This window comes from Paenibacillus sp. P13VS (assembly GCF_015143645.1).
GTDB lineage: Bacteria > Bacillota > Bacilli > Paenibacillales > Paenibacillaceae > Paenibacillus > Paenibacillus xylanilyticus_A.
Genome location: NZ_WYEV01000009.1, coordinates 16,444 through 40,484 on the forward strand (window position 1 = coordinate 16,444; position 24,041 = coordinate 40,484).

Below are 24,041 nucleotides of genomic sequence, written 5' to 3' on the forward strand. Positions count from 1 at the left end.
CAGAAACAAGGAAACGTTCCTTGAGCAGATCTGCCCTAATTCATGTTTAAGAGAAGCATACGCAGGTGTTACCCAGGTGGTTTGTAAGTCTGTCTGGTCCATTCCTGAGGAACGGCAGCCGATGCAAGAATACGTAAATGAGTGATGTAAACGGCAGCATCGTCATCTAAGATAAACTGGCGATCATTACGTGCCTTTCCTGCAGCCACTGTCGCACTCAACTGTTCGTAAAGCTCATACATTCGCACACCTGCTGCGGCAGTCTGCCTGGCTCGGTCCGTGTAACCGGCAGCCCATTCCTGACGGGAGGCATGAATCATCCAGTACAACGCTGCGGACTGAATATGGGTATCATATCGATTCAATGCAATTGCTTGTTCAAAGTACTTGCCAGCCTGTGCTCCCTGTCCTGCTTGGGCTGCTCGTTTCCCCAGCTCCTGGTAGAGCCGCGGCTCTGCCGGGGAGTGGGACAAGCTGCTCAGCAGCAGTTTCTCTGCATCATGGGCTGAAAGGGTACGGGAAAGAGAGATGGCGATCTCCGGTCGGTATGGATTTGCGTGAAATGCAGCTTCTAATTCTGCCTTATGCTGAATCATTTCTTGTGGTGCAGATCCAGCCAAACGATACTCTACTTCCGCCAAGACATTACGCCCCGCAAGCCAGACAGTCCCCCCAAACCAAATCAGGATGGCCAGGGAAGTCAACCATGGTATGGTCCGCATTGTTCGGATCGCCTGATATGAAAACTCGTTGGACAGAAGCGATGGTTGTACTGTGCGTTCGTTCGTAATAACTGCTGGTCCCTGTCTTGCCTGGATTACGGCATGCTCGTCCGCTGCGGCTGTACGCTGTTCATTAGTATATGCGTATGACCATGCTCCCAGCCAGATAAAGAGCATCCATACCAATGTGAAGCTCCAGTCAAAATCCATGGCCCCATGCAAAACAAAAACAAGCACGGAGGGCATTAAGCCTGCTGCGTATTTCACGGTATTCCGAATGGTAAAAGCAAACCAGGCGCCGATCATGATTAGGCCGATCAGGCCCGTATCAAGGGCAATATCGATCAGGCCGTTGTGGACCTCGCCTCCGACATAAGGCGAGGATTGAATGGCGCGGAACATGCTGCGCCATGTATCTCCTCCGTGGCCAAGCCATGCGGCCCCGGACCAGATCTCCAGGGCGTCCCGCCACATCCGGAGGCGGGACAGCCCTGTGCCGACACCTGCCGCGAGTCGTTCGGCGGTGGAGGCCACGGCCAGCATGGCGGCGGTGGTAACCGCCAGTGCCATGGCCGTCAAGGCAGCGGCGCGTGCCCTGGCGCCGCTGTGCCACAGGCGGCACAGCAGCAGCGTGCCGAGCAGCGCAGCTGCCCATGCCCCGGCCAGGGCCAGCAGGCCGGGCACGGGTGCAGGCGCCAGCTGGGCAGCAGCCAGCTGGCGGTACAGCCAGGCCGCGCTCGCCAGGGGCGCGGCCATGGCCAGCAGCAGCGGCAGGCGGTCTCCGCGCCGCTGCCAAGCGAAGGCGCTGGCGGCGGCGATGCCTGTCGCCAGCCAGGCGCCGCGCGACTCGCTCAGCAGGAGCGCGGCTTGCGCGGGCATAAGCGGCAGCGCTGCCGCGATAAGGCGCCAGGCCGTCACGGGACGGGCCATGGCACGCGCGACTGCAGCCAGCCGCTCCAATGCGTACATGCCGACAACGGCGCCGTACGCATTGGGGTACTGCAGCAGTCCGCCGAGCCTCGCACCGGCGGAGCTGATCTCGGGGTCAGCGGTGCGCATGACCGCGTAAGGCAGCGGCAGTACGCCGCACACCGCAAGCAGGCCGCTGAACACAAGCAGGCTGCCTGCAGCCTGCCATCCGGCAGCGAACCATCGCACGCCGTGTGCACACGAAGCCAGCATCCCTGCGAGCAGGGCAAAGATAGCCAGCAAACTCCACCGTTGCATTTCATCCATGCTGCCCTGTGTGCTTACAGAACCCAACCAGGCATGCAGGCCATAACAAACCATCATGAGGATGGGCCAGATGATCCAGCCATTAAGATTCATATGCCAATATCCTATTTTCATTTCTTCATTACTGTAAATATCGTAACTTAAGCCATTTTTCAGTGCGTTATTTTTCTTACTCCGCAGTATATATAACAGAAGAAGCATGATCACTCCCATGAGAAGGCTCCCCGAAGAGAGCAAAATAATCCTGTATACATCGGAAGGAAAATATAGCCCCCGACCCAGACATGCAGCCAACAACATAATCGTACCGATCACGCCCAATATCATCGTTACTACCGATGTATCCAAGCCAAACGTCTTTTTCTTTGCTTGTTTAAACTCACAACTCAAGTTCAGATCTCCTGCATCCGTACCGGATATCGGCACAGCGCCACATACATTCATATTTATTTCCGCTGGATTCTTACCCTGCTGATGCTCAATCATGTGATCACCGTTTCGCTGCTGCTGCAACTGCCTACCTCCTTCCCATCTTCTTTGATCGAACAAACACTGCAAATCTCATGCTGCATTTCATTCGCACGTAGCACGCATGACATACAAAAAAAGACAGAAGACCCTCATAGGGTCTCCTGTCTTATGTCTCGCCGTCATCCTTTTCATTCATCTAAGCACAATCGTTTATTCGTTTCCATAACGGGACCCTCCTACCAGTATGTCCATTCCTGGACATGGCAGACCATCCGCGAGCTAGGGTTAGCGCTTTGCGACATTAGCAGTGGTCACAAGAATCTAGGCTGGCTGTCGATTTCCCGTTTGAACGATCTGAATTAAGTTCCGTTACATCGCCCTCTGCTGCTTCAATCGGATTGGCACCACCTGGCAGCAGGTCTGCACAAGCCCGTTCCAAGTAGGGATCTGCATGTATGAAATCACGGAACTCCGTGTATTCCTTCCACATATCAGCCGTTTGACCCGCCTGTCCACGCACAGCACGAATCAGAATATTTTTGGGTGTATGCTCCATATCAATGAATTCCAGCAGCTGTGTTTTGTAACCCATCAGATCCAGAAGCTTCGCACGAATGGCATCTGTTGCCAGGGCGGAGAAGCGTTCCTTCAGAATTCCATGGGACAATAGCGGATTCATTACCGGAGATTCAATCTGGTCAAACAGCTCATGCTGACAGCACGGTACGGACAGTATGACTGAAGCGCCCCAGCGGACAGCTTTCTCCAATGCCGCATCGGTAGCCGTATCACAGGCATGCAGTGTCACGACCATATCCACTTCATTCAGTTCGTCGTAGTCAGCAATATCACCAACCAGGAACTTCAGATCACCATAGTGCAGCCTTTGTGCAAGAGCGTTGCAATGTTCAATGACATCCGCTTTCAGGTCAAGACCGATGATCTTCAGTGATCTGCGCTGTTGTACCGACAAGTAGTGATAGAGGGCAAAGGTCAGATAGGACTTCCCGCAGCCAAAATCAACGATGGTAAGCGGACGTCCCTCAGGCAGATACGGAATGACATCCTGTACCATTTCAAGAAAACGATTGATCTGTCTGAATTTATCGTACTTGCGGGCCAATACCCGGCCTTCTTCATTCATAATGCCCAGCTCAACCAGGAACGAGACAGGGACTCCCTCTTCCAGCACATATTGCTTCTTACGGTTATGCGAGAGATCCACTGACGTCTTGGATGGAGATTTGGTCAGAATGGATACTTTATATTTTTTGCTGATCAAAATTTGATAATCTGCCTCTGTCGTACAGAGGAGCCCTTGACGAAACGTCTCTTCGCACAGCACAGTCATGCGTTCTATCGCTTCAGCCGGAGTCAAATTCTCGTGCAGCACTTTATTGTTATAATGAAATGCGAATTGATAATGCAGCTGATTCTTCAGCGTTACCGGCTTGACTTGCACTTTGGTATACGAGACATTGTCCCGTCTGCGCAGCTGGCTCCAGGTCGCTGTAATCAGCGAATTCTGCTCAAAGATGTCTTGTATAAGCTTTCGCAATGAATCCACGGGGTACATCTCACTTTCGATTTGGTTTGGTCAACCGTAACCATACCACAATTCCGGTGCCGCTCCAAGTGAAGACACCTAACAAGCCTTATTCATTTATGTCCTGTTTGGTTCTCCGCTTAGCGGATGAGTTCAGCCAGACCTTCCTCCACTTCCTGACGTGGCAGGCCGCCCTGTTCCAGTTGCCCATCTTCAAGCTTGCTCAATCGTTCGTAAAAGGCCTTCACATCTTCGCGATAATTCACGAGCTGCCCCTCGCCTACCCGCAGAACGCGGTACCAGCTGTTCTCGGCCAGATCATATCGCCCATGCTGTTCTTGATACAGTGCAAGCTGTTTCTCCGTACGGGCAGGAAGTTCATATTCTTTCGTTTGTTCCAATATGGATTGCACGCGTTCCGGTGCATCCAGCAGCTTCGGGTTGGCACCATGATTCAGGGCATACAGATAAAAGTGTAATGATTTCATTAACCGGATGAGTCCTTCATCCTCTGAATCCTGCTTCTCCTGGTCATCAATGCCTTCCACTCTGGCCTTCTCTCCATAAATATAAGCTTCCTCTTCGATCAGACGCGCGGCTTGCTGCAGATTGTCCACTTCAATGACTCCGCGAAAACGAAACATTTCAATGACATCCTCTGCAGGGAGAGAATTCAGCAAAGACAAATTCATGCCAAACTGCCTGCGAAGCAGCTCGTCCAATTCCGAAAGTGCCTCCGTATGTTTCCGCTGTTGTCTGAGTGTAAATGCTTTGCCAATCGCCTCGGTCATTTCCTCCATCATGCGGAGCAGATAGTCTTTTCTGAACATCCAATATGCCCCCTCATTCGCTCATTCGGATCATCATCCATTATTGCTAGTTTAATTCATGCCCTAACAAAAAGCCAAAAAAGGACCTCCTCTTGAATTCCAGGATGCCAAAAAAACCCCGTCGTCTTGTAGAGACGTCTCGGGGGTTTCCTAGGCTAACGATATATGCTGAATGATGGACTTTGCTGAAAATAATGAATTTCGAGATTTACGCCTTCGGTAAACCGTTCATGAATTGAGTAATGATCTGAATCAATTGTTCGGGTGCTTCATACATACTCATGTGACCCGCCCCGGCAATAACCGCTTGTACAATATGCGGTTTATCGCTCGTAAATGTGCGTTCCGGCGGGATCACAGGGTCTTTTTCACCTGCGACCAGCAAAACCGGTAATGGTGTAGCCGATAAAACATCACGGCGATCCGGACGTTCCCGCATAGCCAGTGCGGCTCCAGCTGCACCTTGAGGTGCGGTCTGGTACCCGATTTCCTTGACACGTGATACTTTTGCAGATAACTGCTCTACATGTTCAGGAGCAAACAATCCTGGAACCAATCCATCCACAAAGCTTACAATACCATCCGTCTGAATAGCCGATACTGCACGAAGACGCTTTTCCTTGCCCTCTTCGCTATCCGGATAGGCGGTAGAATGGATCAAACCAAAGGCTTTTAGTCGTTCCGGATGACGCTGAGCGATGGAAAGGGCGATATATCCTCCCATGGAGTGTCCAAGCAGCACAGCCTTGTCTACCTTCAGCTCATCCATTAATTGCAGTACATCATTGCCCATTTGATCTATAGTGTATGTTCCCATAGGAGCGTCCGTCTTACCGTGTCCACGCAGATCGGGTACGATGCAGCGATAATGACGTGCAAGCTCCGGCACAACTTCATCCCAATAGGATGAACTGCCGCAGTAGCCGTGAAGCAAAATAAGTGCTTCTCCCTTGCCTTGTTCGGCGTAACATATCGTCGTTCCATCACATATCACTTTTTCCATAATGAATCCCTCTCTCTGCGCGAATTGAATTGATTATATTTCATTGTATATAACCAACTTCTTGTCATTCAAGTTGTATATTATTAAGCTTTCATCTCATGAATGAAACGTTTATCTCATTTTCCTCGCCGCAAACGCTGCGTCAGCGATCGTTCGGGACATGTTCATGACGAGGTGAAGCGAAGTCATCTGCAGGATGGAATAGGGCCTGGGACCATTGACGTTTACTACAGCTGCCACACTATAATGTCCAACAGGCTGCAGCTTTCCCCCTACGGACTGTGCCGGATTCAACGCATGATGCGAAAGATAATATGTACCTGTGGCATGCTTTGGACCCAGACAGGCATCAATCGCAACAATGGCATGATGTGCCGGGATCTGAGACATCCGTTTCTCCAGTGTATCTGCATCGCAAGGTGCAGCCAGCGTTCCTACCACATGACCCACTCCGTGCTCCTCCAGCAGACTTCCTGTCAAAGGCCCGAGTGCATCTCCCGATGAACGATCCGTTCCAATGCAAACAAATGTTATTTCATCAGGTGAATGCTGCTCATAAATGTGTTTGAAAAATAAAACCAGGTCTTCTCCAGGCACACCTTTTGGAGTTTCCCGACTCTGGTGGCGCACCATCTCACGCTTATATGCTGCCAATCTTTCTCCCTCCTTTACACGCACAGAAGCGATGTGAATGAATATTGTTTTTTTACATTTTATCCGATACAGGGGGATTCCCGCAAAACATTAGCCTGTGCCTGTCCAATCATGATACAATGACAACAGTTTCCGATACGGAAGGGATGGACATAACGATGGATTTGACACAACCGAACGCGGCCAACATGGAATATATGATTGAAGCGATCAAAACCAAGCTGCGTATGGCCAGCGGTGCGGCTATGCAGGCTTCGGCATTCCCCCTCGACAAATACGAGGATCTGCATGATCTGTATGAGATGGTGATGAGCAAGGAGCATCTCAGTATTTCCGAAGTGGAAGCTGTTGCTTCCGAACTGGGGAACCTGCGTAAAGCTTAAAAGCACCCATCTTCATTCGCACAAATAAAAAGGGCCTGCCTCCACCACATGGAGCACAGGTCCTTTTTATTTGTGTTACGTTGATACCCTCATTTACTTAGCATGACTTGTCATTTAAGCAAGTTAAGGCAAGTCTACCAGTACGAATTCCGCTACTTCGCTGCCTGTACTCGTAATCTGCAGATCGCAGCTTTTCCGAATACGGGCCGCATCCCCTGGCTTCAGATTGAAATTCCCATCCGCACAGGTGATATCCACATGACCACTGATTAGAAAAAGATGTGTACGTCTGTCTTCATGCTGTGGATACATGATTTTTTTACCGGACTCCAGTTGGGTCAGGTAACAGGTCACATCCTGTGCAATTGGAAGTGCGCCTTCGGCTCCCTCCACTCCCTGTCCGGATACAACAGGGCACAGTCGATTCAGCTGCTCCTGCGGATCAAATTGCCGATTCGTATACGATGGTTTCAGCATGCGCTGGGATGGCAGGAACCACATTTGCAGGAAACGTACCGGTTCATCCTCGGACGGATTGGTCTCCGAATGTTCCACACCGGTGCCTGCACTCATCACCTGTACCGTTCCCGGCTCAAGTATCTGTTCCGTTCCCATGCTGTCTGTATGCTTAAGCCTACCGGATATTACATAACTTACAATTTCCAGGTCATGATGTGGATGTCGTTTAAAGCCTTCCTGCGGCATCAGCGTGTTGTCATTATGAGCCAGCAGGCAACCAAAATGCGCATTGCTTGGATCGTCATAATCTGCAAAAGAAAAGCTGAACTCACTGTGTATCCAACCTCGATCCGACGTGTGCCTTTCTTCCGATGTCACTACTTTAATCATGTTCATCCACCTCCAAGGGTTTAGAGCTGCTATCTACATCTGACAGCAGGTCTTGCGTGTATATGAATGCTTAGATAAATACCTGTTGGTATCTCATCTTTACCCGGGGTCCGGGGATTCTAATCACGCCCCTAGCTTATGGTTATACGCTTTCTTCAGGTGAGTGAAGCACGAATTCACAATCGGCATGTCCCACCATATTTCCGGCATCATTGCGAATCTCAGGAGGGAACACTTGCGCCAGTCGTTCAATGGTTGTCCGATTGGAATATCCAATCTGCTCAAGGATTGATTTAGCAATCCATGCCCATTCATCTTCTGATCCGTCGAGCACTTTAAAGGTGATCCCGAGCCTTTCCTTTTTCAGTGCAAAACCGAATACACCCTTGAAGCCGCCTTTAGCAACAATATTGCTGTCTTCCAGAAGCACCGAATCCACCCGTCCGGTTCCGCCAACCATAAGAGGCTGATCATTCATGGCAGACGTAATGGTTTCCACTGCCGAGCGTGTCGGTTCATCTTCAATTAAATCCGGGCAAGCCAGCTTCAGGTATGCATTCGACAACGCCGATAAAGGCAACGAAAATACCGGAAAGCCGCAGCCATCCGTCCCGAGTTCAATTTCCTTCTGCTCAATTCCAGCCATGTCAGCCATCGTTTTCAGAATTTCACGCTGCACCGGATGCTCCCGCTCCGCGTAACTGTCCAGATCGAAGTTTTTCATCTGACTGTAACCCAGAATGCCAAGGTGTTTCCCCGAACAATTATGCAGTATTCTTCGCTTCTCTCCTTGATTGCGCAGCCATTGATTTCGGCTATCATCATTCAATGGATAACTTGCCGCGCAAATCAGGCACTCTTCACCCAATCCAAGTTTGGCCGATAATTTCTCCAGCACTTTAATATGCTCTGGCTCCGAACGATGGGAAGATGCCATAATCGCAATTTCTTGGGAGGTTAACCCATAGTGTGCGGCAATGCCTGCACGAATGCCTGGAATGGCCTGAAAAGGCTTGGCAGATGAGCGGGTAAATGCTCTGAAATGTGGATTTCCTGCCGAATAAACAACATCTCCGTTTTCATTCGTGATGCTTATGTGTCCAAAGTGGGCGCATTCCATCACGCCTGCACGATATTCTTTAACTAACAACGCACTCTCCATGCGAGTTCTCTCCTTTATGCTCCCAGTCTCATCTCTGCTTTGCGTCAATACGCCGCATGGGATATCTTTAAATTATAGTACAAATGCAATGTTTTTTCAGTTTTTTCGACATGATTTTCGGGTAAGCCTATAGCAATCTGGAATGTTTAACCAAACTTATCTTGAAGGAGATATCATTTATGCTGCGTGAAAGCAATTCCTCTTTGTTCAGAAATTCTCCGCGTTTACCTTGGCGCTCCCTATTTGTCTGGAGTGGGCTAGGCGTTTTGTTTAGTTCTGCTCTAGTCATTGTTTTGGCCATATTAGGTGCCTGGCTGGGGACTCATTTTATTATTCAATTAGATGATCGAATTCAACATTGGTTTTATCTCCATTCTGAATCTCGCCTTGCCCTTCTGCCTGTCATTACCTTCATTACTGCTATTGGTTCTTTCAAGATCTCGGCATTAGCCGCAGTCTGTGCAGCGGCCCTCTTCTTTATACACCGTAATTCACGATACTCCATCTATGGCTATGTAGTTCTGGGCAGCTTTGCAGTCATGTGGCTGCTTAACATAGGATTGAAGGAAATTTTCCGTCGAAGCCGGCCTGAACTTGATCATTTAATGGTGGTTCATGGATATAGTTTCCCCAGCGGTCATGCCATGATTTCCATGGGATTTTACGGCATGTTTTTTGTCATCTGGGCCATTGAACGACAAACGCAGTCTGCCTCCATTATGCTGCCTATTCTGTGCGGTGTAGGGTTTATCGGTCTCATCGGAATTAGCCGAATTATGCTCGGCGTGCACTATCCTACAGATGTATTTGCCGGATTCGTTGCCGGACTGGCCTGGCTTGTGTGCATGATTGGTGCAATCAAACGAATGATCTGAACTTCCTCCAAATTCCAGGATGCCCATATCTGCTTCAGTTGTTTCAGCTTGATGCACGACGTTTATATACGAAGTAAGCAAACGCGAACAGACAACATCCTGCATCAAGTGTAAAGGAGGCGGTTGTTATGTGGGGCATTATTCTCAGCATCATCTTGGCAGTAATCATTGGCCTCATCGGAGATGCACTTGCCGGTCACAATATGCCTGGAGGCATCATTGGAGCTATGGTTGCCGGTTTTGTGGGAGCCTGGCTGGGTGCACTGCTGCTTGGTAATTGGGGACCCGTTATCGGTAATTTCGCAGTGATCCCTGCCATTATCGGTACAGCACTCTTTGTCTTTTTGCTGGGGCTTGTGTCCAGGCTGTTCAGACAGGCTGCCTGATCGGTCAACAAGGTGTTCGTTGTTTCGTAAACGTTTTTTAATTCAAAGAAGGAGTGATTAGACATGAATAAAGCAGAAGATCAATATCCTGTACAAAGCGGTTCGACTTTCGCAAAAGGCATTTTCATCGGTGGCTTGCTGGGAGCAGCAGCAGCATTGCTCTTCGCCCCTAAACCAGGACGCGAACTTCGCGGCGACCTTACCGAGAAGGTTGGTTTGGTTACCGACCGCACCAAAGAAGTTGCTGCCGTTGTCAGTGACAAGGCTACCGAACTCGCTAAAACTGTTTCTACGAAAACTGCCGATATCGCAAAAACGGTGAACCAAGGCCGTAACGACGTCATGGAATCGGTAAGGAAAGCATCCGCGGATGTAGCGGACGAAGCAACTAAAGCAACTAGCGAGGTTGCTTCCGCTTCTGAGGAAGCCAAGGAAGATGCACGAAAAGAGCTGAATTCGACCAGCCTGTAATGGCTTGAGCGAATGGTCAATAGCCAGCTGAGTTTCAGCTGGCTATTTTTCATCCATTGTAATAGGAGGAGGACTCACATGAGCAAAGTCACATTAAACGGAAATACCCCCGTTACTGGAAGCAAACCATCGCAGCAGTATGATACGGCAGAGCATCCTTTTGAATTGCGCCATGAAGTCAAAAAACTGAACACACGCCTGGATCAGCTTGCGGACAGTTTGGAAAAGGCACAGATCAAGGATATTATCGAGAATTACACCAGTCCCAAAAAACGGATCATCACCAATTTTACTGCAGGTATGGCGAGAGGACTTGGACTTACCCTCGGAACCTTTGTTGTCCTTGGTCTTTTAGGTCTTATACTCAGTCAATTTGTAAACATGCCGATTGTGGGGCAATACATTGCAGATCTGCTCGGATATATTGACGATTATAAGAACTAGGCGAAGAGCTATCATCCCTTCCGCACGGAATTGCCCCGTTTCCCGGGGTCATCAGCCGGTCGCTGTGTGGGCTTCAACTTCAACAAATCTCCGGTCCAGCCTTTCATCATCATCCATACATACATGCTAGCCATGCTGGCGAGGATGAGTCCGATGACTAATACAACCCCCCATGTCTTGTCTATCAAAGGCAGGTTCTCGAAGTTCATCCCCCAGATTGCACCGGCAGCCGTTGCGGGCGTACAGACTGAAGTAACGATGGTTAGTGTCTTCATAATCTCGTTACCACGCACACCGGAAGTCGCATTATCTATAGAAATGAGTGTATCGATTTCTTTTTCATAGTGCTGAAAGAGACGTTCCATCCGCTCAATCCGGTGCTGCAGCTGCTTGAAGAAACGACTGTCCTCAATATCATCCAGATAGGCCTCCCGCGCTGCAGCCATTAATTCAGAATAAGGGATAAACAGGTTGCTCCAATACAAAAGCTCAAACCGAGCTTCGAGAATTTGGTCCATCAATGTCCGAGCATTACGCGATTCCATCTTCCGTTCCAGTTCACGCAAATGCATCTCGAACTGATCCATGCCCACATGATAATAGTGCAATATGGCCCGGAACAGAACAAACATCCCATCACGGGCAGTGTCACACTGGTGCAGCATGGCCGAGCGTTCTCCTGTATTCATAATACCTCTGGTGTTATCATCCAAATTGATCGTTACCAAACTTTTTTGGTCGACATAAAAAAACATCTGATTATCTTTGCGTGTACTCTCTTTCTCATTTTTGACTGCATATAGAAGTGAACCAAATATAACCGGATCTGTCCCGTTCATATATCGTACAGACAGGTAATTGGAATGCACCTCTGGGATCTTGCGAAGAAAGTATTGCATCTCTGGAAACTCTTCAGTGAGACCCTCTATTACTTTGGCCATCTCCTCATCTTCTGGTGCAACCCAGTCCCACCAATCCCACTGCTCCGAAAATGATAATTTGTCACGCCTGGCTGCAAGCTTGACCCGATCCACCGTCACAACATCACTCCTGGATTCATAATATACAGCACATCCAAAACAAATTTCAAAAAAGGACACGTATGTATTCCAGTGGAATCACGTGTCCTTCTTAAGCCGTACTTAACAACATCAGGGATTTACATCTCATAACATTGAAGCATTTGACATGATCTGTTTCAGTTTTTCAGTAGCTCTCTTCTGAATTCGGGACACACTCATCTGGGATACACCCAATTTTTGAGCTATTGCCCGTTGAGACTGACCATCCTGGAAGGCCAAAATCAGCACCTTCTGCTCCTGTTCCTTCAACTGTCCCAATGCCTGCTGCAAGTCCATCCGTTTCTCCACCGAATCAAAGTCGTTTACGTCTGCACTGATGAGTTCACCAAGCGTTGCTGCACTTTCATCCTGAGATAGTGGAGAATCCAGTGAGACGTAGTGGTAACATTCCCGACCAGCTAATACTTCGATGGTTTCCTCTGGGGTCAGGTCAAGGTATTCAGCAATCTCATCCACACTTGGTGAGCGTTCAAACTTTACCGTCAATTCATCAATGGCATGCTGAACTAATGCACCTTTTTCCTTGATGCGTCGAGGCACCTGAATATACCAGGATTTGTCCCGGAGGTAATTTTTCATATGACCGATCATACTTTTCATGGCATAAGGTTCGAACGGAATGCCTAGGTTAATATCGTACTGCTGTAGAAGGCGAATCAGAGCCATTTGGCCAGTTTGATATAGATCTTCATACAGATCCGGACGATTCCGGGCAATCTTGCCTGCTGCCATCTTCACCATCGGTTCATATTTGCGGATAAGAACTGTTGCGATTTCGTTATCCTTGGTCTGCTGGTATTCCCAGATCAAACCTACGGATTCAGACATGGACTCTGGGGGAGTCACTTTTTCGTTCATACTTTCTCCTCACTTCTTGCAAGACGTTTTACGAGTACGACTTTCGTACCTTTGCCCGTCTCACTTTCAACACTGACATCATCCATCAGGGCCTGCATCAGATAGAATCCAAGTCCACCGATTTGGGCATCTGTCAGCTCAGTGTCATGAAGGCCTGCGCGTGATACTGCCGGGTTGACGTTTTCGAAGCTTGCACCCTCGTCCTTGACTGTAATAGCCAATGTTTCGTTGTCCACTTCAAAAACAACCTCAACCATACCGCCTTCGTGTGAGTAGGCATACAATACAGAGTTGTTACAAGCTTCGGATACAGCAACTTTCATGTCCTCAATGTCCTCATAAGAAAATCCCATTTTGGACGCTACACCATAAAGATTCAGTCTAACAATATCCACATAATCAGCTGTCGCCGGTAAGTTAAGGGTGACTCTTTGAACTTCTGCATTCATTCCTTTTTCGATCCTTTCCTATTGGGAATTCTTCTGTGAGACAAAGAATTTGGCAATACCCGTCATATCAAAAAGCTTCTGAATCTGCGCAGGAACTTCTTGTACTTCGAAGCGTGCTTCCATTCCATGTCGTGCCTTCAGAACAGATAGCAGGATTCCAATCCCTGTGCTATCAATATACTTCAGGTCCTTCATGTTAATAATTAAATCCTGCTCCTTGTTGTCCACAAGTGGCTCCATGACCAAACGAAATTCAGGAGCTACCGACAAATCCAGTTCGCCAGTAAGATATACCGTGCACACGCCGTTCTGTGTTTCGGTCTTTGCATTGAATTTTTCATTTTTATTTGTATTCATTAGACATCTCTCTCCTGATCAATGGTTTCCTTACCTAATAACCCAACTTGTGCCCAGATGAAACAAAATCATAATTAGCAATTATTTCAATTTGCTCGATTCATAGGTGAGGAGGATGATTTGAAGCCCTTTCGGTCTTCCTGAAATCGCGACAATTTTTGTTTCACACTGCCCATCTTAACGGGTTTACTGATGTAATCATCCATTCCGACAGCAAGACAGCGCTGCTGGATGCCCTCCATTACATTAGCAGTCATGGCCAGTACAACAGGCTGCTTTTCCTTCGGAAGACTTTCCCGAATTTTACGTGTGCATTCCAATCCGTCCATAACCGGCATTTGCAAATCCATAAATATATAATCATAGCCTGGGTTCTCTAGAACCATATCCAGCGCCTTCTGTCCATCTTCTGCGGTATCGGATGTGAAGCCCAGCTTGCTCAGCATAATCGCCATCAACTTTTGGTTAATGGGGTGATCATCGACAATCAATACGGAAGGCTGCATTTCATAACGTTCCACATTCTCCAGTTGTTCTTCTCCGTTCCCGATGATCAGTTCCGTCTCTACATAGCGCTGTACCTGAATGGTGAAGACAAAGGTAGCCCCACGCTTCTCGCTCGTATCCAGATGGATGCTGCCACCCATCATTTCCACTAACGTCCGGCAAATGGCAAGCCCCAAGCCCGTTCCACCATACTTGCGTGTCATCGATGTATCCAACTGAGAAAATGGCTGGAACAGGCGATCCACCTTGTCTGAGGATATTCCTATACCTGTATCCTTTACTGCAAATTCCAAGGTCATTCTACCGTCTTTTTCTTCGTTAACAGATACGATCAGGTAGACCCCACCCTGGTCCGTAAACTTGATGGCATTGGCAATCAGATTCATCAGGACCTGACGCAGTCTAGCCATATCGCCGTACACCAAGGCAGGAACGGAATCCTCGAGGAAATAGTCCAGCTCCAGATTCTTTTTACCGGCTTCCACAGCAAACAGGCCCAATACCTCTTTAATACATGTAACGAGTTCAAACGGATGCTCCTCCAGCTCCATTTTCCCGGATTCCATCTTCGTGAAATCAAGAATATCGTTAATAACCGTGACAAGTGCATCCGCGCTCTTTCGCACGATATCGATATATTCCTTCTGCTCATCCTTCAGTTCCGTCTCCATCAGCAAATCAACCATCCCGATAACACCATTCATCGGTGTGCGGATCTCATGACTCATCATCGCCAAAAATTCGGTTTTGGCATTGGCCGCGATTTCCGCTTCCTCTTTTGCCTGAATCAGCTGCTGATTCATTTTCTCGAGTTCCTGCGTTTTCTGATGAAGCAGCATGGTTTGGGTTTTCAGCCGTTTGTTCGTGATGAACATCTCGACAAAACCCTCAATTTTGGATTTGAGAATCTGGGGGATAAACGGCTTCACCATGTAATCGATGGCCCCTGCCGAATATCCGGCAAATAAATGTTCTGCTTCCCTGCTGTTGGCAGATATAAAGATAATGGGGACGTCCTTTGATTTGTCACGTGCTTTAATTAACTTCGCTGTCTCAATTCCGTCCATTCCAGGCATCTGCACATCAAGCACAATGACCGCAAATTCGTCTTTAAGCAAGCATCGAAGTGCCTCTTCTCCAGAAGTTGCCTTGACGAGTTTATACTGTTCCGATTCCAAAACTGCTTCTAGAGCAAGCAGATTCTCGGGGCGGTCATCTACCAATAATATGTGGATTGGTTCATTGAGCCCCATGGCTAACCCTAACCCCCTATTTGATCTTCCGGTATATTTTTTCCGTCCGGTCTAACGGCTCGTAAGCATCGCTGAATTCTGTGAAATGGATCGATTCCTTGGATCCCAGAACAAGAATGCCAAAATGGCTCAAGCTCTCATGAAATAGCCCATGCACATGATTCCTTAATTCATCATTGAAATAAATCATGACGTTGCGGCAAAAGATAACGTTAAATTCGTTAAATGACCGGTCTGTTGCCAGATTATGCTCTGCAAAAATAATGTTTTTTCGCAGATAAGGATGAAACATAACGGAGTTATACTTCGCTGTATAGTATTCGGAGAAGGCTCTCGTACCCCCTGCCTCCAAATAGTTTGTTGTGTATAATTTCATCTTTTCAATTCCGTATACGCCTTCCTTGGCCTGCTGCAGTGAGCGATCATTCATATCAGTGGCATAGATGCGTGCCTTGTCATACAAACCTTCCTCATGCAGCATAATCGCCATGGAATACACTTCTTCACCCGTGGAGCAGCCTGCGTGCCAAATCCGAATATAAGGATATGTCCTTAACACAGGTATGATCTTTTCACGGAATGTCCGGAAGAGCGCAGGATCACGAAACATTTCGGTCACCGGAATGGACAGATTCTGGACAAAACGTTCGAATGCTGAACGTTCATGCAGAACCTTTTCCTGAAGTCCGGATATCGTTTTAAGACCTTCCGAATGTGCGTAGTGCCAAATTCTTCTTCTCAAAGATGGCAATGCGTAATTTCTAAAGTCATATCCATATAGACGGTGCATACCTTCCAATAACAACTCAATCTCAATCAATTCGCGTTCTTCATCTTGCGGCATGCGGACCGATTGTTCATCAGCCTCGGTAGGTTCCCACGGTGTCATAGATTCTCTCCACTTCTTCATTTGTTACTTGCGTAATCGTTGTATTGTTGTTCATTACCCAAACTATCGGGTTACGAATACAACCACACGCGCATTAATGATAACAATTGATCTGTTTGAATCGGTTTCTTCACATAATCGGATGCACCAGCTTCAATACACTTGCCACGATCATCTTTCATGGCTTTGGCTGTCAGTGCAATAATTGGTAATTTCTCGAATCTCGGAATCTGCCGAATACGTGTCATCGCTTCGTATCCATCCATTTCCGGCATCATCATATCCATTAACACCAGGTCGATATCCGGATTCTTATCCAAAATCTCAAGAGCTTCCCGCCCGTTTTCAGCAAACGTAACATCCATTCGATAGCCTTCAAGCACACTCGAAAGGGCAAATACATTTCGAATATCATCATCCACGAGCAGTATTTTCTTACCTTCAAACAAGGTTTCCTTGTTATGCAGTTTCTGCAGAATTCGGCGCTTGTCCTCCGGCAGATTGGCTTCTACCCGGTGAAGGAACAAGGTTGTCTCATCCAGCAGACGTTCTGGTGATTTCACGTCTTTGATAATGATGGACTCCGCATATTTGCGCAGCTTCATTTCTTCTTTGCTATCCAGCTCTTTGCCTGTGTAAATGATAATCGGCAGGTCATTCAGATATTCATCATCCCTGATCTGGTCAAGCAGCTCGAATCCGGTCATGTCCGTCAACATTAGATCCAGCACCATACAATCGTACCGCTGGCTATGGAGCTCGGTTAAAGCCTCGCTGCCTGTAGACACTGCCGTTATGGCAACATCATCATGTCCGATGAGTTCAATGATTGCTTTGCGCTGTACTTCGTCATCTTCCACAATAAGCAAATGTTTCAACTGGTTCTCTGTATAGGATTCGATATGCGAGAAGGCTTTATCCAGAGAATCCTTACTGGATGGTTTTTTCAGGTAGGCAATGGCCCCCATCATCAATCCCTGCTTCATATCATCAATTACGGAAATAACATGAACCGGTATATGGCGTGTTGCCGAGCTGCTCTTCAGTTCGCCCAGAATCGCCCAACCATCCATGACCGGAAGCTGAATGTCGAGAATAATCGCATCTGGCAAATATTGACGAGCCATTTCGAGCCCTTTGTCTCCTTGAGTTGCCACAATTGCCTTAAATCCTCTTCCTCTCGCCATATCCATCAAAATATGAGCAAAATTCACGTCATCCTCAATAATAAGCAGAATTTTGTCACCCTCCACCAGATTGTCCTGATCGTCATCCATCTGAACGGATACAGCCGTGTCGTTTGCTGGCATATTCATTAGAGAAATACTGTCAGGTTCTGGTGCAATGACTGTTTGTCTGCTTGAACGTATTGTCCCGGATTGGTTTGCAGACGAATCATACTCGGCAGATGCAGCCGCCAGGGAAGCACCTTCCTCTTCCGGAGCTGCTTCTTCATGATTGTCCGGAAGGTATAACGTAAACGAACTGCCCACACCTTCAGAGGACTCGACCTGGATCGCTCCGCCAAGCAGACGAGCAAGTTCACGACTGATGGATAGGCCTAGTCCGGTTCCGCCGTATTTGCGACTGGTAGTTCCATCGACCTGCTGGAAGGCTTCAAAGATCAGATCTGTTTTGTCTGAAGGGATTCCAATTCCTGTATCCTTCACAGTAAATCCGATATATTCCTGATTGGTGTTCAGATACCCCGGAAGTTCTTCAGGCTTCATCTTCCGTCCAATAATGCTCACGGATCCCCGGTTGGTAAATTTGAAGGCATTGGATAACAAGTTGCGTAAAATTTGCTTCACACGATGGCCGTCAGTATACACCCATTCCGGTAGATTACTTTCAAATTCAATGTTGAGATCCAATTCTTTTTTATTGGCCATAGGCCCAAAGTTTTGTTTCACAAAAGCGGTCAACTCATCCATTCGAACCGTCTCATAATTGATATCCATTTTCCCTGCGTCTACCTTGGACAGGTCCAAAATTTCATCGATCATTTTAAGCAGATCCGCACCGGACATATAGATCGTTTGAGCATATTCCTGCTGTTTGCTGCTCAGATTGCCTTCCTTGTTTTCAGACAGTAATTGAGACAGGATCAGCAAACTGTTCAGCGGTGTCCGAAGTTCATGCGACATATTGGCCAGGAATTCGGATTTGTATTTGCTTGTCATCGACAGCTGCATGGCTTGCTGTTCCAACTGCGTTTTCGTTTTCTCAATCTCGTCATTTTTCTCTTCGACTTCACGAACCTGCTCTTCAAGTGCACGCGTCTTGGCAATCAATTCGGTATTAAAGTGCTCCAGCTCTTCCTGCTGACGCTGCAGCAGTTCTTCGGACCGCTTGAGGGCATCTGTCTGTTCTTCCAAATTTTCATTGGAACGACGCAGTTCTTCCTGCTGTGTCTGCAGTTCCTCGGACTGAACCTGGAGTTCCTCTGTAAGAGCCTGGGATTCACGCAGCAGCTCCTCCACACGCAGGCGGCGGCGCACGTTATTAAGAATGACACCCAGATTCATAATGAGCTGAGAGAATAACTGCTTATGCAGATCATTAAAACCTTCAAAAGAAGCCAATTCCACAACACCAATGAGTTCATCTTCAAAGACGACAGGGAAGATCATAATGCTGGTTGCGCGGGTAGAACCCGATGCTGAACCAAGCTTAATGTAATCTTCAGGCGTATTTTCAAGAATAATCGGTTTCATATCCAGCGCTGCTTGACCAATTAAACCTTCGCCAACCCGATATACTTCCTTGCCAATGTCTTCGTTCTCCTCGAAAGCGTATGCCCCGTATCGTCTTAACTCATCGGGATGCTTCTCTTCATCAATCAGATAAACCACGCCTAGCTGTGCTCCAAGGACCGGAGTAAACTCACTGATAAACATTTGCGAGATCTGGCGAATGGAACCAACACCACGCAGCAATTCAGGCACTCTGGCTATGTTGGAGCTCATCCAGTTCTGATCCTGCTGTGCCTGCATGTAAGCTTTCTCGACTTCCTGTTTTTCTTCCAGGTCTGCTGATACCTCTTTGAATACATTCGCAATCTGCCCAATTTCGTCCGTAGACTTGACCTGAATGCGTCTGATGGTACGATATCGGCCTTTACCGAAACTTGTAATCATCATCGAGACTGTATTCAGCCCTCGTGTAATACTTGGGAGTACCCACAAAATCACACCAAGTGCCAGCAGCAAGCCACCAACCATAATGCCTACGGTAATCTGAACGGCACGGTTATACTCCTCGTTCGCCTGCCTGATTTCGGCATCAATCTCTTGGTCCTGAAAACGGGAGAGCGCGTTTAGACTATCTACAGCTTCCTTCTGCACGGCAAGGCCCGTTGAATTGCGGTAGTTGTTCCCATCTTCCGCACGTCCCTGAGCCATCAAGCTAATCTGTCTAGTCGCGTATGAATTATATGATTCCCAGGCAGCATCTACACGGTCGACCAGCTGATGCTCGCCTGCACTATCCGCCCGTTCACGAACTTCCTTGAGGAAACCTTCTCCTCGCTCCTGCATTTCCTTAAGGTCATTTTCTGCAGCATTCGTTGAGTTATTTGGGTTAAGCAGTAAGTTAGCCAGCACTTTCGCTATATCATTAACTTCTCCGCGTACAGACGAAGTATATCTAACCTTTAAGTACCGCTCCTGATACATCTGATCAACCTGTTGATTGCTGCTATTCAGCCGTTCATAGCTCACAAATGTAAGTACAATCAAGATGGCCATGAGAGCGGTAAAACCAATCAGCAGCTTATTTCTGATCTTCATTCCGTTTCCGCCCCTTTATTTAACGTAATCCACACCAGGCATTTATCATCATCTCGCTCTTGGGGAATCTCGTCGTCAAAGAACACAGCCTGCATGTGAGCTTCATTCCATTGATGTGAGCCCTTCAGCTGCTCTTTCAGGAATTCCAGTTGCTCCTCCTGATCCCCTTGAACAGCCTCGAGCAGTCCATCGGTATAAAGCGCAATATGTCCGTCACCCTCATAGTGGATGGTCTGTGGTTCAATATCCATCTTATCGAACAAACCTACCGGACAGCATACGGCATCAAAAGTCGCTACACGTCCATCTTCCTGGAAAAACAATGCTGGCGGATGCCCCGCGTTGACATAGTCAATACGCTTCATTCGGGTATCTACAACCAGGTATATAGCTGTAAAGTAGTACTGTACCAATTGCTTTTCCAGATGCAGCTGATTAAAGCGACGATTCAGCTCCTGAATCACCTTCTCGGGGTCTACGTAGGTCGTAACCGTATCCTTCAATACCGAAGCGATAAACATGGTAAACAAAGAAGAAGAAATCCCATGCCCCATCATATCCAGCAGCAATACACCATATCGTCCTTCACCCAGCGGGTACCAGGAGTACAGATCTCCTGCCAGTTCAAAAGAAGGTTTATAGATGGCATTCACATGGAATAACGGATCCTCAATTGCCGGACTTAACACCGCATTCTGCACCATGGCAGCCAGCTTAAGCTCATCCTGAATGCGCTGATCACGTTCCTTATGCCAGTCCTTCTCCTGCTTCAAACGGAGAGCAAGCCGAATTCGGGCCATTAGCTCCACCTTGTTAATGGGTTTGGTTACATAATCTGACGCTCCTGCATCCAATGCTTCGGCAAGTTTCTTGGAGTCGCCGATTGCTGTAACCATGATAATAGGAATATCCTTAAGATTTTCGAATTTTTGAACAACACCGCAAGCTTCAATTCCATCCATTTCAGGCATCATCATATCTAGCAGAATCAGGTCAATATCCGACGGTCTGGGACGAAGTTCGTTGTTTTCCTCCCCGATTCCCAAAACTTCAAACATTTCCATAGCCGAACTCGCGGTTATAATGTCACGATAGTTCTCTTTTTTCAGAATCTCTCGAATAATAATGACATTCGTCGGATTGTCGTCAACAATAAGTATTTTCATTTCTATCTCCCTTATCTGTGGCGTTCCGTTCCGGGTTTGTCGATTTTTATCAAGTCGTGTAACAACCCAAAATATACATTTTTCGCGATCAATACAGCGGTAGACATAATATTTCCTACTATAACTATAATCGTAAAAGCAAAAAACTTCTATCAGTAAATGGCACCACCACAGGAAAAAACACCTGTTTGCTGCCCTGTTTTTGCCGCGTTCTGATCCCGCTTCCAAACTCGCAAAAACATAGATAAGGAATGGGGATATCCCCATTCCTTATCTATGTTTTTGAATCTAAAGCCCGTCCTGTTCAGGATGCTTCAGTTACCATTTGAACCATTTAATCCTTTTTCTTGGCAATAACAAGCACTTTGCCTTTATCGAGTTCACTCTCGTAAAAGTCTGCCTCAGCTTCTGTAAAGCCCATGGATACTATTTTGGCCCGGAGTTCATCACCACGTGATCGGAACAAATTCGCCATGGAGTCAAATACGCCTTCTTCCTTGATGCCTATTTCCTTGGCATCCGCTGTATCGGCAATTCGATCCGTACGATCCTTCTCGTGTGCCAGAACGAAGATGTGATCAGCAAGGTAACCGGTATTCTGCAGCTCTTTCACTGCTTCTACCGCTTGAACTCCGTTTTCCACCACTTTTGCATAAGCTTGCGCATTGGTTGAATTCATCGTCTCCACTCTCCTCTGATAATCTTCTTTTAGAGCTACTTTTAATATATAACCTTGCTCTATTGGTTTGAAACGCTTCTTTAATAAGAAACCATTTCTCCTCTACTGGAGATGATCTTCAAACAGATCGACTCCATCAATCTGCCCGGTGCCGGGGTTGATATAAACCTTAATGGCTTGATTACCCCGCAGATACACTTCTCCATCTTCAGCCACCACATACGGTTCACCCAAAACCTCGCGAATGGATCCGACATTCATGTCAATCCACTGCTGGTTGAGTTTCAAGCGCTCCTCGGCTCCATCAATGTGAATATACTGTATCTCTCCGGTATCCTCACAGAGTCCAACCTTGACGTCAGCAAACTCATATTCGGGACAACCCAGATATGGATCTGCCTTTTTGTGAAGGGGCTGACCCTTCTCCGATATAATATGTCCTTTGCTGTCATCCAGGGAAATGCCATTCAGAGTCTGAAAATGCCGAACCGGTCCGGATCGATCAGCAGCCAGAGTAATCTCTGGCACTTCTTCTTCCACTACCGTCCATTGCATATCTTGAGCAGCAGGTACTGCCGCCGGTTGAACGGAAAAGGGAGAAATTACGCTAAACATAACAAGCAGTAGTTTCATCATGATTCTCACCCTTTCATCAAGTTCAGTTCATCACCGCTCTGAAAGACATTCAGGATTACACAGCGGTCATGGTCATGTTATTTACGCATACGTTGCCACACATTAGCCGCGAGATCGATATACTTCACCCAATTTTTCCCGCCCTTTGCCGTATCATTATATGTAGCCTGATAACTTTGAAGGGTCCGATCCGTAGGTGTTGCAGGCGTTGTCTGTACTTTGGCTACCTCTGCTCGTTTGTTTTGCGGGTCTTGATTGTTGCGTTTCGTTTGAAATTTGGCGATCATCGTCGTGGATACCTGTTTGGCGGCCTCGGTCACCTCATTCAAAACCTCTCCCAGATTTTGTACCGATTCCATTACCGGATCAATTTGTTTCATCTTGTGCTGCACATCAACTGTAATATCGTTGGCATGTCTTACCGTCTGCTTCACTTCATAACTCAGTTCATCAATCGTTTTCTGAACCTCCTGAAGTGTCTTGGACACGTTGTCCAGTGAGCCCTGGGCCGATTTCAGTGTACGAATCAAAAAGAAAACCAATACTGCAAAAGCCACCGCAATCAAGGCCACACTAATTTGATAGATCATAGAAGAACCTCGCTTTCTCATATACATCGTTTTGTTATTGCTATAGTTACCCGACCATTTCAGGCGCGAAACAAAATTAGAACGGACTTTAACCTTCCCTATTTTTGGAAAATCAATGGATGTTTCATTACAAAACCCCCAGGTTAAAGAACAACTACACACGGCAGCGGAGTGAACATCGCTGACCTCATATTCCCAAACGAAAGGATGAATACTCATGTTGAAATGGTCTGTACTATTTCTAGTTATTGCTCTTGTAGCAGGGATTTTCGGATTCTTCGGTATTGTTGAGGCAGCTGCTTCGATTGCTAAAGTCCTCTTCTTCATCTTTGTTGTATTGTTCGTCATCTCCCTGATTACCGGACGCAGTCGAATGCGATGAATCCGGTTGCTCTGGATAATCTCTTCAACAGATTACATACAAAAGCCTAGCGTGCTTGCAAAAGCCGTTAGGCTTTTGTTATGTGTCTGCATTTTTGAATCGATTGTCCCAGGGCACAAGGTCCCCCATCTAATTATTATGTATTACACTCCTTTCTTCCCTATTCCATTCGCACTTCTCTTTAAACCGGATTTTTAACCACAAACAGGACTTTTTTACATAGCCATCCCGGTTTTCTCCCACTGTGGTCTGATATTTACAAGCTTCCCATATACCCACAATTGCTCCAGTTGACTCTGGAGAATAAAAGAAAATATTGTTAAAATGTTGATTCACAAGTGAGGTCGCTTGGTTACTTTTAACACAGAAC

Annotated in this window: 24 protein-coding genes; 6 read left to right on the top strand and 18 right to left on the bottom strand. The window is 47.2% G+C overall.

The features are described 5' to 3' along the window. Positions 1-68: 68 nt before the first annotated feature. The 5 genes from GUA98_RS21555 to yyaC form a co-directional block, all read right to left on the bottom strand. Positions 69-2,471: an O-antigen ligase family protein gene (locus GUA98_RS21555; protein WP_193724346.1), complete on the bottom strand. Its 2,403-nt coding sequence runs from the start codon at positions 2,469-2,471 to the stop codon at positions 69-71. A gap of 259 nt (positions 2,472-2,730) precedes the next feature. Next, complete coding sequence (locus tag GUA98_RS21560; RefSeq protein ID WP_227779946.1) at positions 2,731-4,005, bottom strand: class I SAM-dependent methyltransferase; 1,275 nt, start codon at positions 4,003-4,005, stop codon at positions 2,731-2,733. Positions 4,006-4,115: 110 nt separating this feature from the next. Then, on the bottom strand, positions 4,116-4,805 hold the full coding sequence (locus GUA98_RS21565; protein WP_153979939.1) for a DUF6483 family protein: 690 nt from the start codon (positions 4,803-4,805) through the stop codon (positions 4,116-4,118). Positions 4,806-5,013: 208 nt separating this feature from the next. Continuing rightward, complete coding sequence (locus GUA98_RS21570) at positions 5,014-5,808, bottom strand: alpha/beta fold hydrolase (RefSeq protein ID WP_153979940.1); 795 nt, start codon at positions 5,806-5,808, stop codon at positions 5,014-5,016. Positions 5,809-5,919: 111 nt separating this feature from the next. Further along, entirely contained in the window at positions 5,920-6,462 is a 543-nt protein-coding gene (gene yyaC / locus GUA98_RS21575; protein ID WP_227779948.1) for a spore protease YyaC, read from the bottom strand. 158 nt (positions 6,463-6,620) lie between these two features. On the opposite strand from yyaC, the gene GUA98_RS21580 reads away from it, so the two are divergent. Then, the gene (locus GUA98_RS21580; RefSeq protein ID WP_095292560.1) at positions 6,621-6,845 is read left to right on the top strand and encodes a DUF1128 domain-containing protein; all 225 of its coding nucleotides are present in this window, start codon (positions 6,621-6,623) and stop codon (positions 6,843-6,845) included. Positions 6,846-6,968: 123 nt separating this feature from the next. Here the strand turns inward: GUA98_RS21580 and GUA98_RS21585 are convergent, their stop codons facing one another. Then, positions 6,969-7,694 carry a pirin family protein gene (locus tag GUA98_RS21585; protein ID WP_153979942.1) on the bottom strand — a complete coding sequence of 242 codons (726 nt, stop codon included), beginning with the start codon at positions 7,692-7,694 and terminating at the stop codon, positions 6,969-6,971. A 142-nt stretch (positions 7,695-7,836) separates the two neighbouring features. Beyond that, positions 7,837-8,856 (bottom strand): asparaginase, encoded by a 1,020-nt coding sequence (locus GUA98_RS21590; protein WP_153979943.1) that lies wholly within the window; start codon positions 8,854-8,856, stop codon positions 7,837-7,839. A 179-nt stretch (positions 8,857-9,035) separates the two neighbouring features. On the opposite strand from GUA98_RS21590, the gene GUA98_RS21595 reads away from it, so the two are divergent. From GUA98_RS21595 to GUA98_RS21610, 4 genes are all read left to right on the top strand, one after another. Continuing rightward, positions 9,036-9,731: a phosphatase PAP2 family protein gene (locus tag GUA98_RS21595; protein WP_153979944.1), complete on the top strand. Its 696-nt coding sequence runs from the start codon at positions 9,036-9,038 to the stop codon at positions 9,729-9,731. A gap of 128 nt (positions 9,732-9,859) precedes the next feature. Beyond that, complete coding sequence (locus GUA98_RS21600; protein ID WP_127539878.1) at positions 9,860-10,117, top strand: GlsB/YeaQ/YmgE family stress response membrane protein; 258 nt, start codon at positions 9,860-9,862, stop codon at positions 10,115-10,117. A gap of 63 nt (positions 10,118-10,180) precedes the next feature. Then, on the top strand, positions 10,181-10,588 hold the full coding sequence (locus GUA98_RS21605; RefSeq protein WP_193724347.1) for a YtxH domain-containing protein: 408 nt from the start codon (positions 10,181-10,183) through the stop codon (positions 10,586-10,588). 78 nt (positions 10,589-10,666) lie between these two features. Beyond that, entirely contained in the window at positions 10,667-11,032 is a 366-nt protein-coding gene (locus GUA98_RS21610; protein ID WP_193724348.1) for a DUF5665 domain-containing protein, read from the top strand. A gap of 11 nt (positions 11,033-11,043) precedes the next feature. On the opposite strand, the gene GUA98_RS21615 is transcribed toward GUA98_RS21610, so the two are convergent. The 11 genes from GUA98_RS21615 to GUA98_RS21665 form a co-directional block, all read right to left on the bottom strand. Next, positions 11,044-12,072: a magnesium transporter CorA family protein gene (locus GUA98_RS21615; protein ID WP_321573903.1), complete on the bottom strand. Its 1,029-nt coding sequence runs from the start codon at positions 12,070-12,072 to the stop codon at positions 11,044-11,046. A 126-nt stretch (positions 12,073-12,198) separates the two neighbouring features. Continuing rightward, positions 12,199-12,972, bottom strand: a complete 774-nt coding sequence (locus GUA98_RS21620; RefSeq protein ID WP_095292462.1) for a sigma-70 family RNA polymerase sigma factor — start codon at positions 12,970-12,972, stop codon at positions 12,199-12,201. Then, positions 12,969-13,421 (bottom strand): anti-sigma B factor RsbW, encoded by a 453-nt coding sequence (rsbW, locus tag GUA98_RS21625; RefSeq protein WP_095361786.1) that lies wholly within the window; start codon positions 13,419-13,421, stop codon positions 12,969-12,971. The genes GUA98_RS21620 and rsbW overlap by 4 nt, the downstream gene beginning before the upstream one ends. Before the next feature lie 18 nt (positions 13,422-13,439). Continuing rightward, complete coding sequence (locus GUA98_RS21630) at positions 13,440-13,778, bottom strand: STAS domain-containing protein (RefSeq protein WP_095361785.1); 339 nt, start codon at positions 13,776-13,778, stop codon at positions 13,440-13,442. A gap of 86 nt (positions 13,779-13,864) precedes the next feature. Then, positions 13,865-15,538 carry a response regulator gene (locus GUA98_RS21635; protein WP_153979947.1) on the bottom strand — a complete coding sequence of 558 codons (1,674 nt, stop codon included), beginning with the start codon at positions 15,536-15,538 and terminating at the stop codon, positions 13,865-13,867. A gap of 16 nt (positions 15,539-15,554) precedes the next feature. Then, positions 15,555-16,427 (bottom strand): CheR family methyltransferase, encoded by an 873-nt coding sequence (locus GUA98_RS21640; RefSeq protein WP_127539871.1) that lies wholly within the window; start codon positions 16,425-16,427, stop codon positions 15,555-15,557. A 71-nt stretch (positions 16,428-16,498) separates the two neighbouring features. Beyond that, positions 16,499-20,218 carry a response regulator gene (locus tag GUA98_RS21645; RefSeq protein WP_193724349.1) on the bottom strand — a complete coding sequence of 1,240 codons (3,720 nt, stop codon included), beginning with the start codon at positions 20,216-20,218 and terminating at the stop codon, positions 16,499-16,501. Next, positions 20,215-21,384: a PP2C family protein-serine/threonine phosphatase gene (locus GUA98_RS21650; RefSeq protein WP_153979949.1), complete on the bottom strand. Its 1,170-nt coding sequence runs from the start codon at positions 21,382-21,384 to the stop codon at positions 20,215-20,217. Before GUA98_RS21650 ends, GUA98_RS21645 begins: the two co-directional genes overlap by 4 nt. A gap of 334 nt (positions 21,385-21,718) precedes the next feature. After that, positions 21,719-22,063, bottom strand: coding sequence for a general stress protein (locus GUA98_RS21655; protein ID WP_095292442.1), 345 nt, complete (start codon positions 22,061-22,063; stop codon positions 21,719-21,721). Between the two features lie 102 nt (positions 22,064-22,165). Further along, positions 22,166-22,678, bottom strand: coding sequence for a hypothetical protein (locus tag GUA98_RS21660; protein ID WP_227779950.1), 513 nt, complete (start codon positions 22,676-22,678; stop codon positions 22,166-22,168). A 98-nt stretch (positions 22,679-22,776) separates the two neighbouring features. Next, positions 22,777-23,289: a DUF948 domain-containing protein gene (locus tag GUA98_RS21665; RefSeq protein ID WP_193724351.1), complete on the bottom strand. Its 513-nt coding sequence runs from the start codon at positions 23,287-23,289 to the stop codon at positions 22,777-22,779. 217 nt (positions 23,290-23,506) lie between these two features. Between GUA98_RS21665 and GUA98_RS21670 the strand changes: the two genes are divergently transcribed. Continuing rightward, a complete protein-coding gene (locus tag GUA98_RS21670) occupies positions 23,507-23,671 on the top strand; it encodes a DUF1328 domain-containing protein (RefSeq protein ID WP_082704249.1) in 165 nt (54 codons plus the stop codon). The last annotated feature ends 370 nt before the right edge of the window (positions 23,672-24,041 follow it).

Coding starts and splice junctions, on each gene's coding strand:
- GUA98_RS21560 (WP_227779946.1), bottom strand. CDS start 4,005: ATGTACCCCGTGGATTCATTGCGAAAGCTTATACAAGACATCTTTGAG.
- GUA98_RS21565 (WP_153979939.1), bottom strand. CDS start 4,805: ATGTTCAGAAAAGACTATCTGCTCCGCATGATGGAGGAAATGACCGAG.
- GUA98_RS21570 (WP_153979940.1), bottom strand. CDS start 5,808: ATGGAAAAAGTGATATGTGATGGAACGACGATATGTTACGCCGAACAA.
- GUA98_RS21580 (WP_095292560.1), top strand. CDS start 6,621: ATGGATTTGACACAACCGAACGCGGCCAACATGGAATATATGATTGAA.
- GUA98_RS21585 (WP_153979942.1), bottom strand. CDS start 7,694: ATGATTAAAGTAGTGACATCGGAAGAAAGGCACACGTCGGATCGAGGT.
- GUA98_RS21590 (WP_153979943.1), bottom strand. CDS start 8,856: ATGGAGAGTGCGTTGTTAGTTAAAGAATATCGTGCAGGCGTGATGGAA.
- GUA98_RS21595 (WP_153979944.1), top strand. CDS start 9,036: ATGCTGCGTGAAAGCAATTCCTCTTTGTTCAGAAATTCTCCGCGTTTA.
- GUA98_RS21600 (WP_127539878.1), top strand. CDS start 9,860: ATGTGGGGCATTATTCTCAGCATCATCTTGGCAGTAATCATTGGCCTC.
- GUA98_RS21605 (WP_193724347.1), top strand. CDS start 10,181: ATGAATAAAGCAGAAGATCAATATCCTGTACAAAGCGGTTCGACTTTC.
- GUA98_RS21610 (WP_193724348.1), top strand. CDS start 10,667: ATGAGCAAAGTCACATTAAACGGAAATACCCCCGTTACTGGAAGCAAA.
- GUA98_RS21620 (WP_095292462.1), bottom strand. CDS start 12,972: ATGAACGAAAAAGTGACTCCCCCAGAGTCCATGTCTGAATCCGTAGGT.
- rsbW (WP_095361786.1), bottom strand. CDS start 13,421: ATGAATGCAGAAGTTCAAAGAGTCACCCTTAACTTACCGGCGACAGCT.
- GUA98_RS21630 (WP_095361785.1), bottom strand. CDS start 13,778: ATGAATACAAATAAAAATGAAAAATTCAATGCAAAGACCGAAACACAG.
- GUA98_RS21635 (WP_153979947.1), bottom strand. CDS start 15,538: ATGGGGCTCAATGAACCAATCCACATATTATTGGTAGATGACCGCCCC.
- GUA98_RS21640 (WP_127539871.1), bottom strand. CDS start 16,427: ATGACACCGTGGGAACCTACCGAGGCTGATGAACAATCGGTCCGCATG.
- GUA98_RS21645 (WP_193724349.1), bottom strand. CDS start 20,218: ATGAAGATCAGAAATAAGCTGCTGATTGGTTTTACCGCTCTCATGGCC.
- GUA98_RS21650 (WP_153979949.1), bottom strand. CDS start 21,384: ATGAAAATACTTATTGTTGACGACAATCCGACGAATGTCATTATTATT.
- GUA98_RS21655 (WP_095292442.1), bottom strand. CDS start 22,063: ATGAATTCAACCAATGCGCAAGCTTATGCAAAAGTGGTGGAAAACGGA.
- GUA98_RS21660 (WP_227779950.1), bottom strand. CDS start 22,678: ATGTTTAGCGTAATTTCTCCCTTTTCCGTTCAACCGGCGGCAGTACCT.
- GUA98_RS21665 (WP_193724351.1), bottom strand. CDS start 23,289: ATGATCTATCAAATTAGTGTGGCCTTGATTGCGGTGGCTTTTGCAGTA.
- GUA98_RS21670 (WP_082704249.1), top strand. CDS start 23,507: ATGTTGAAATGGTCTGTACTATTTCTAGTTATTGCTCTTGTAGCAGGG.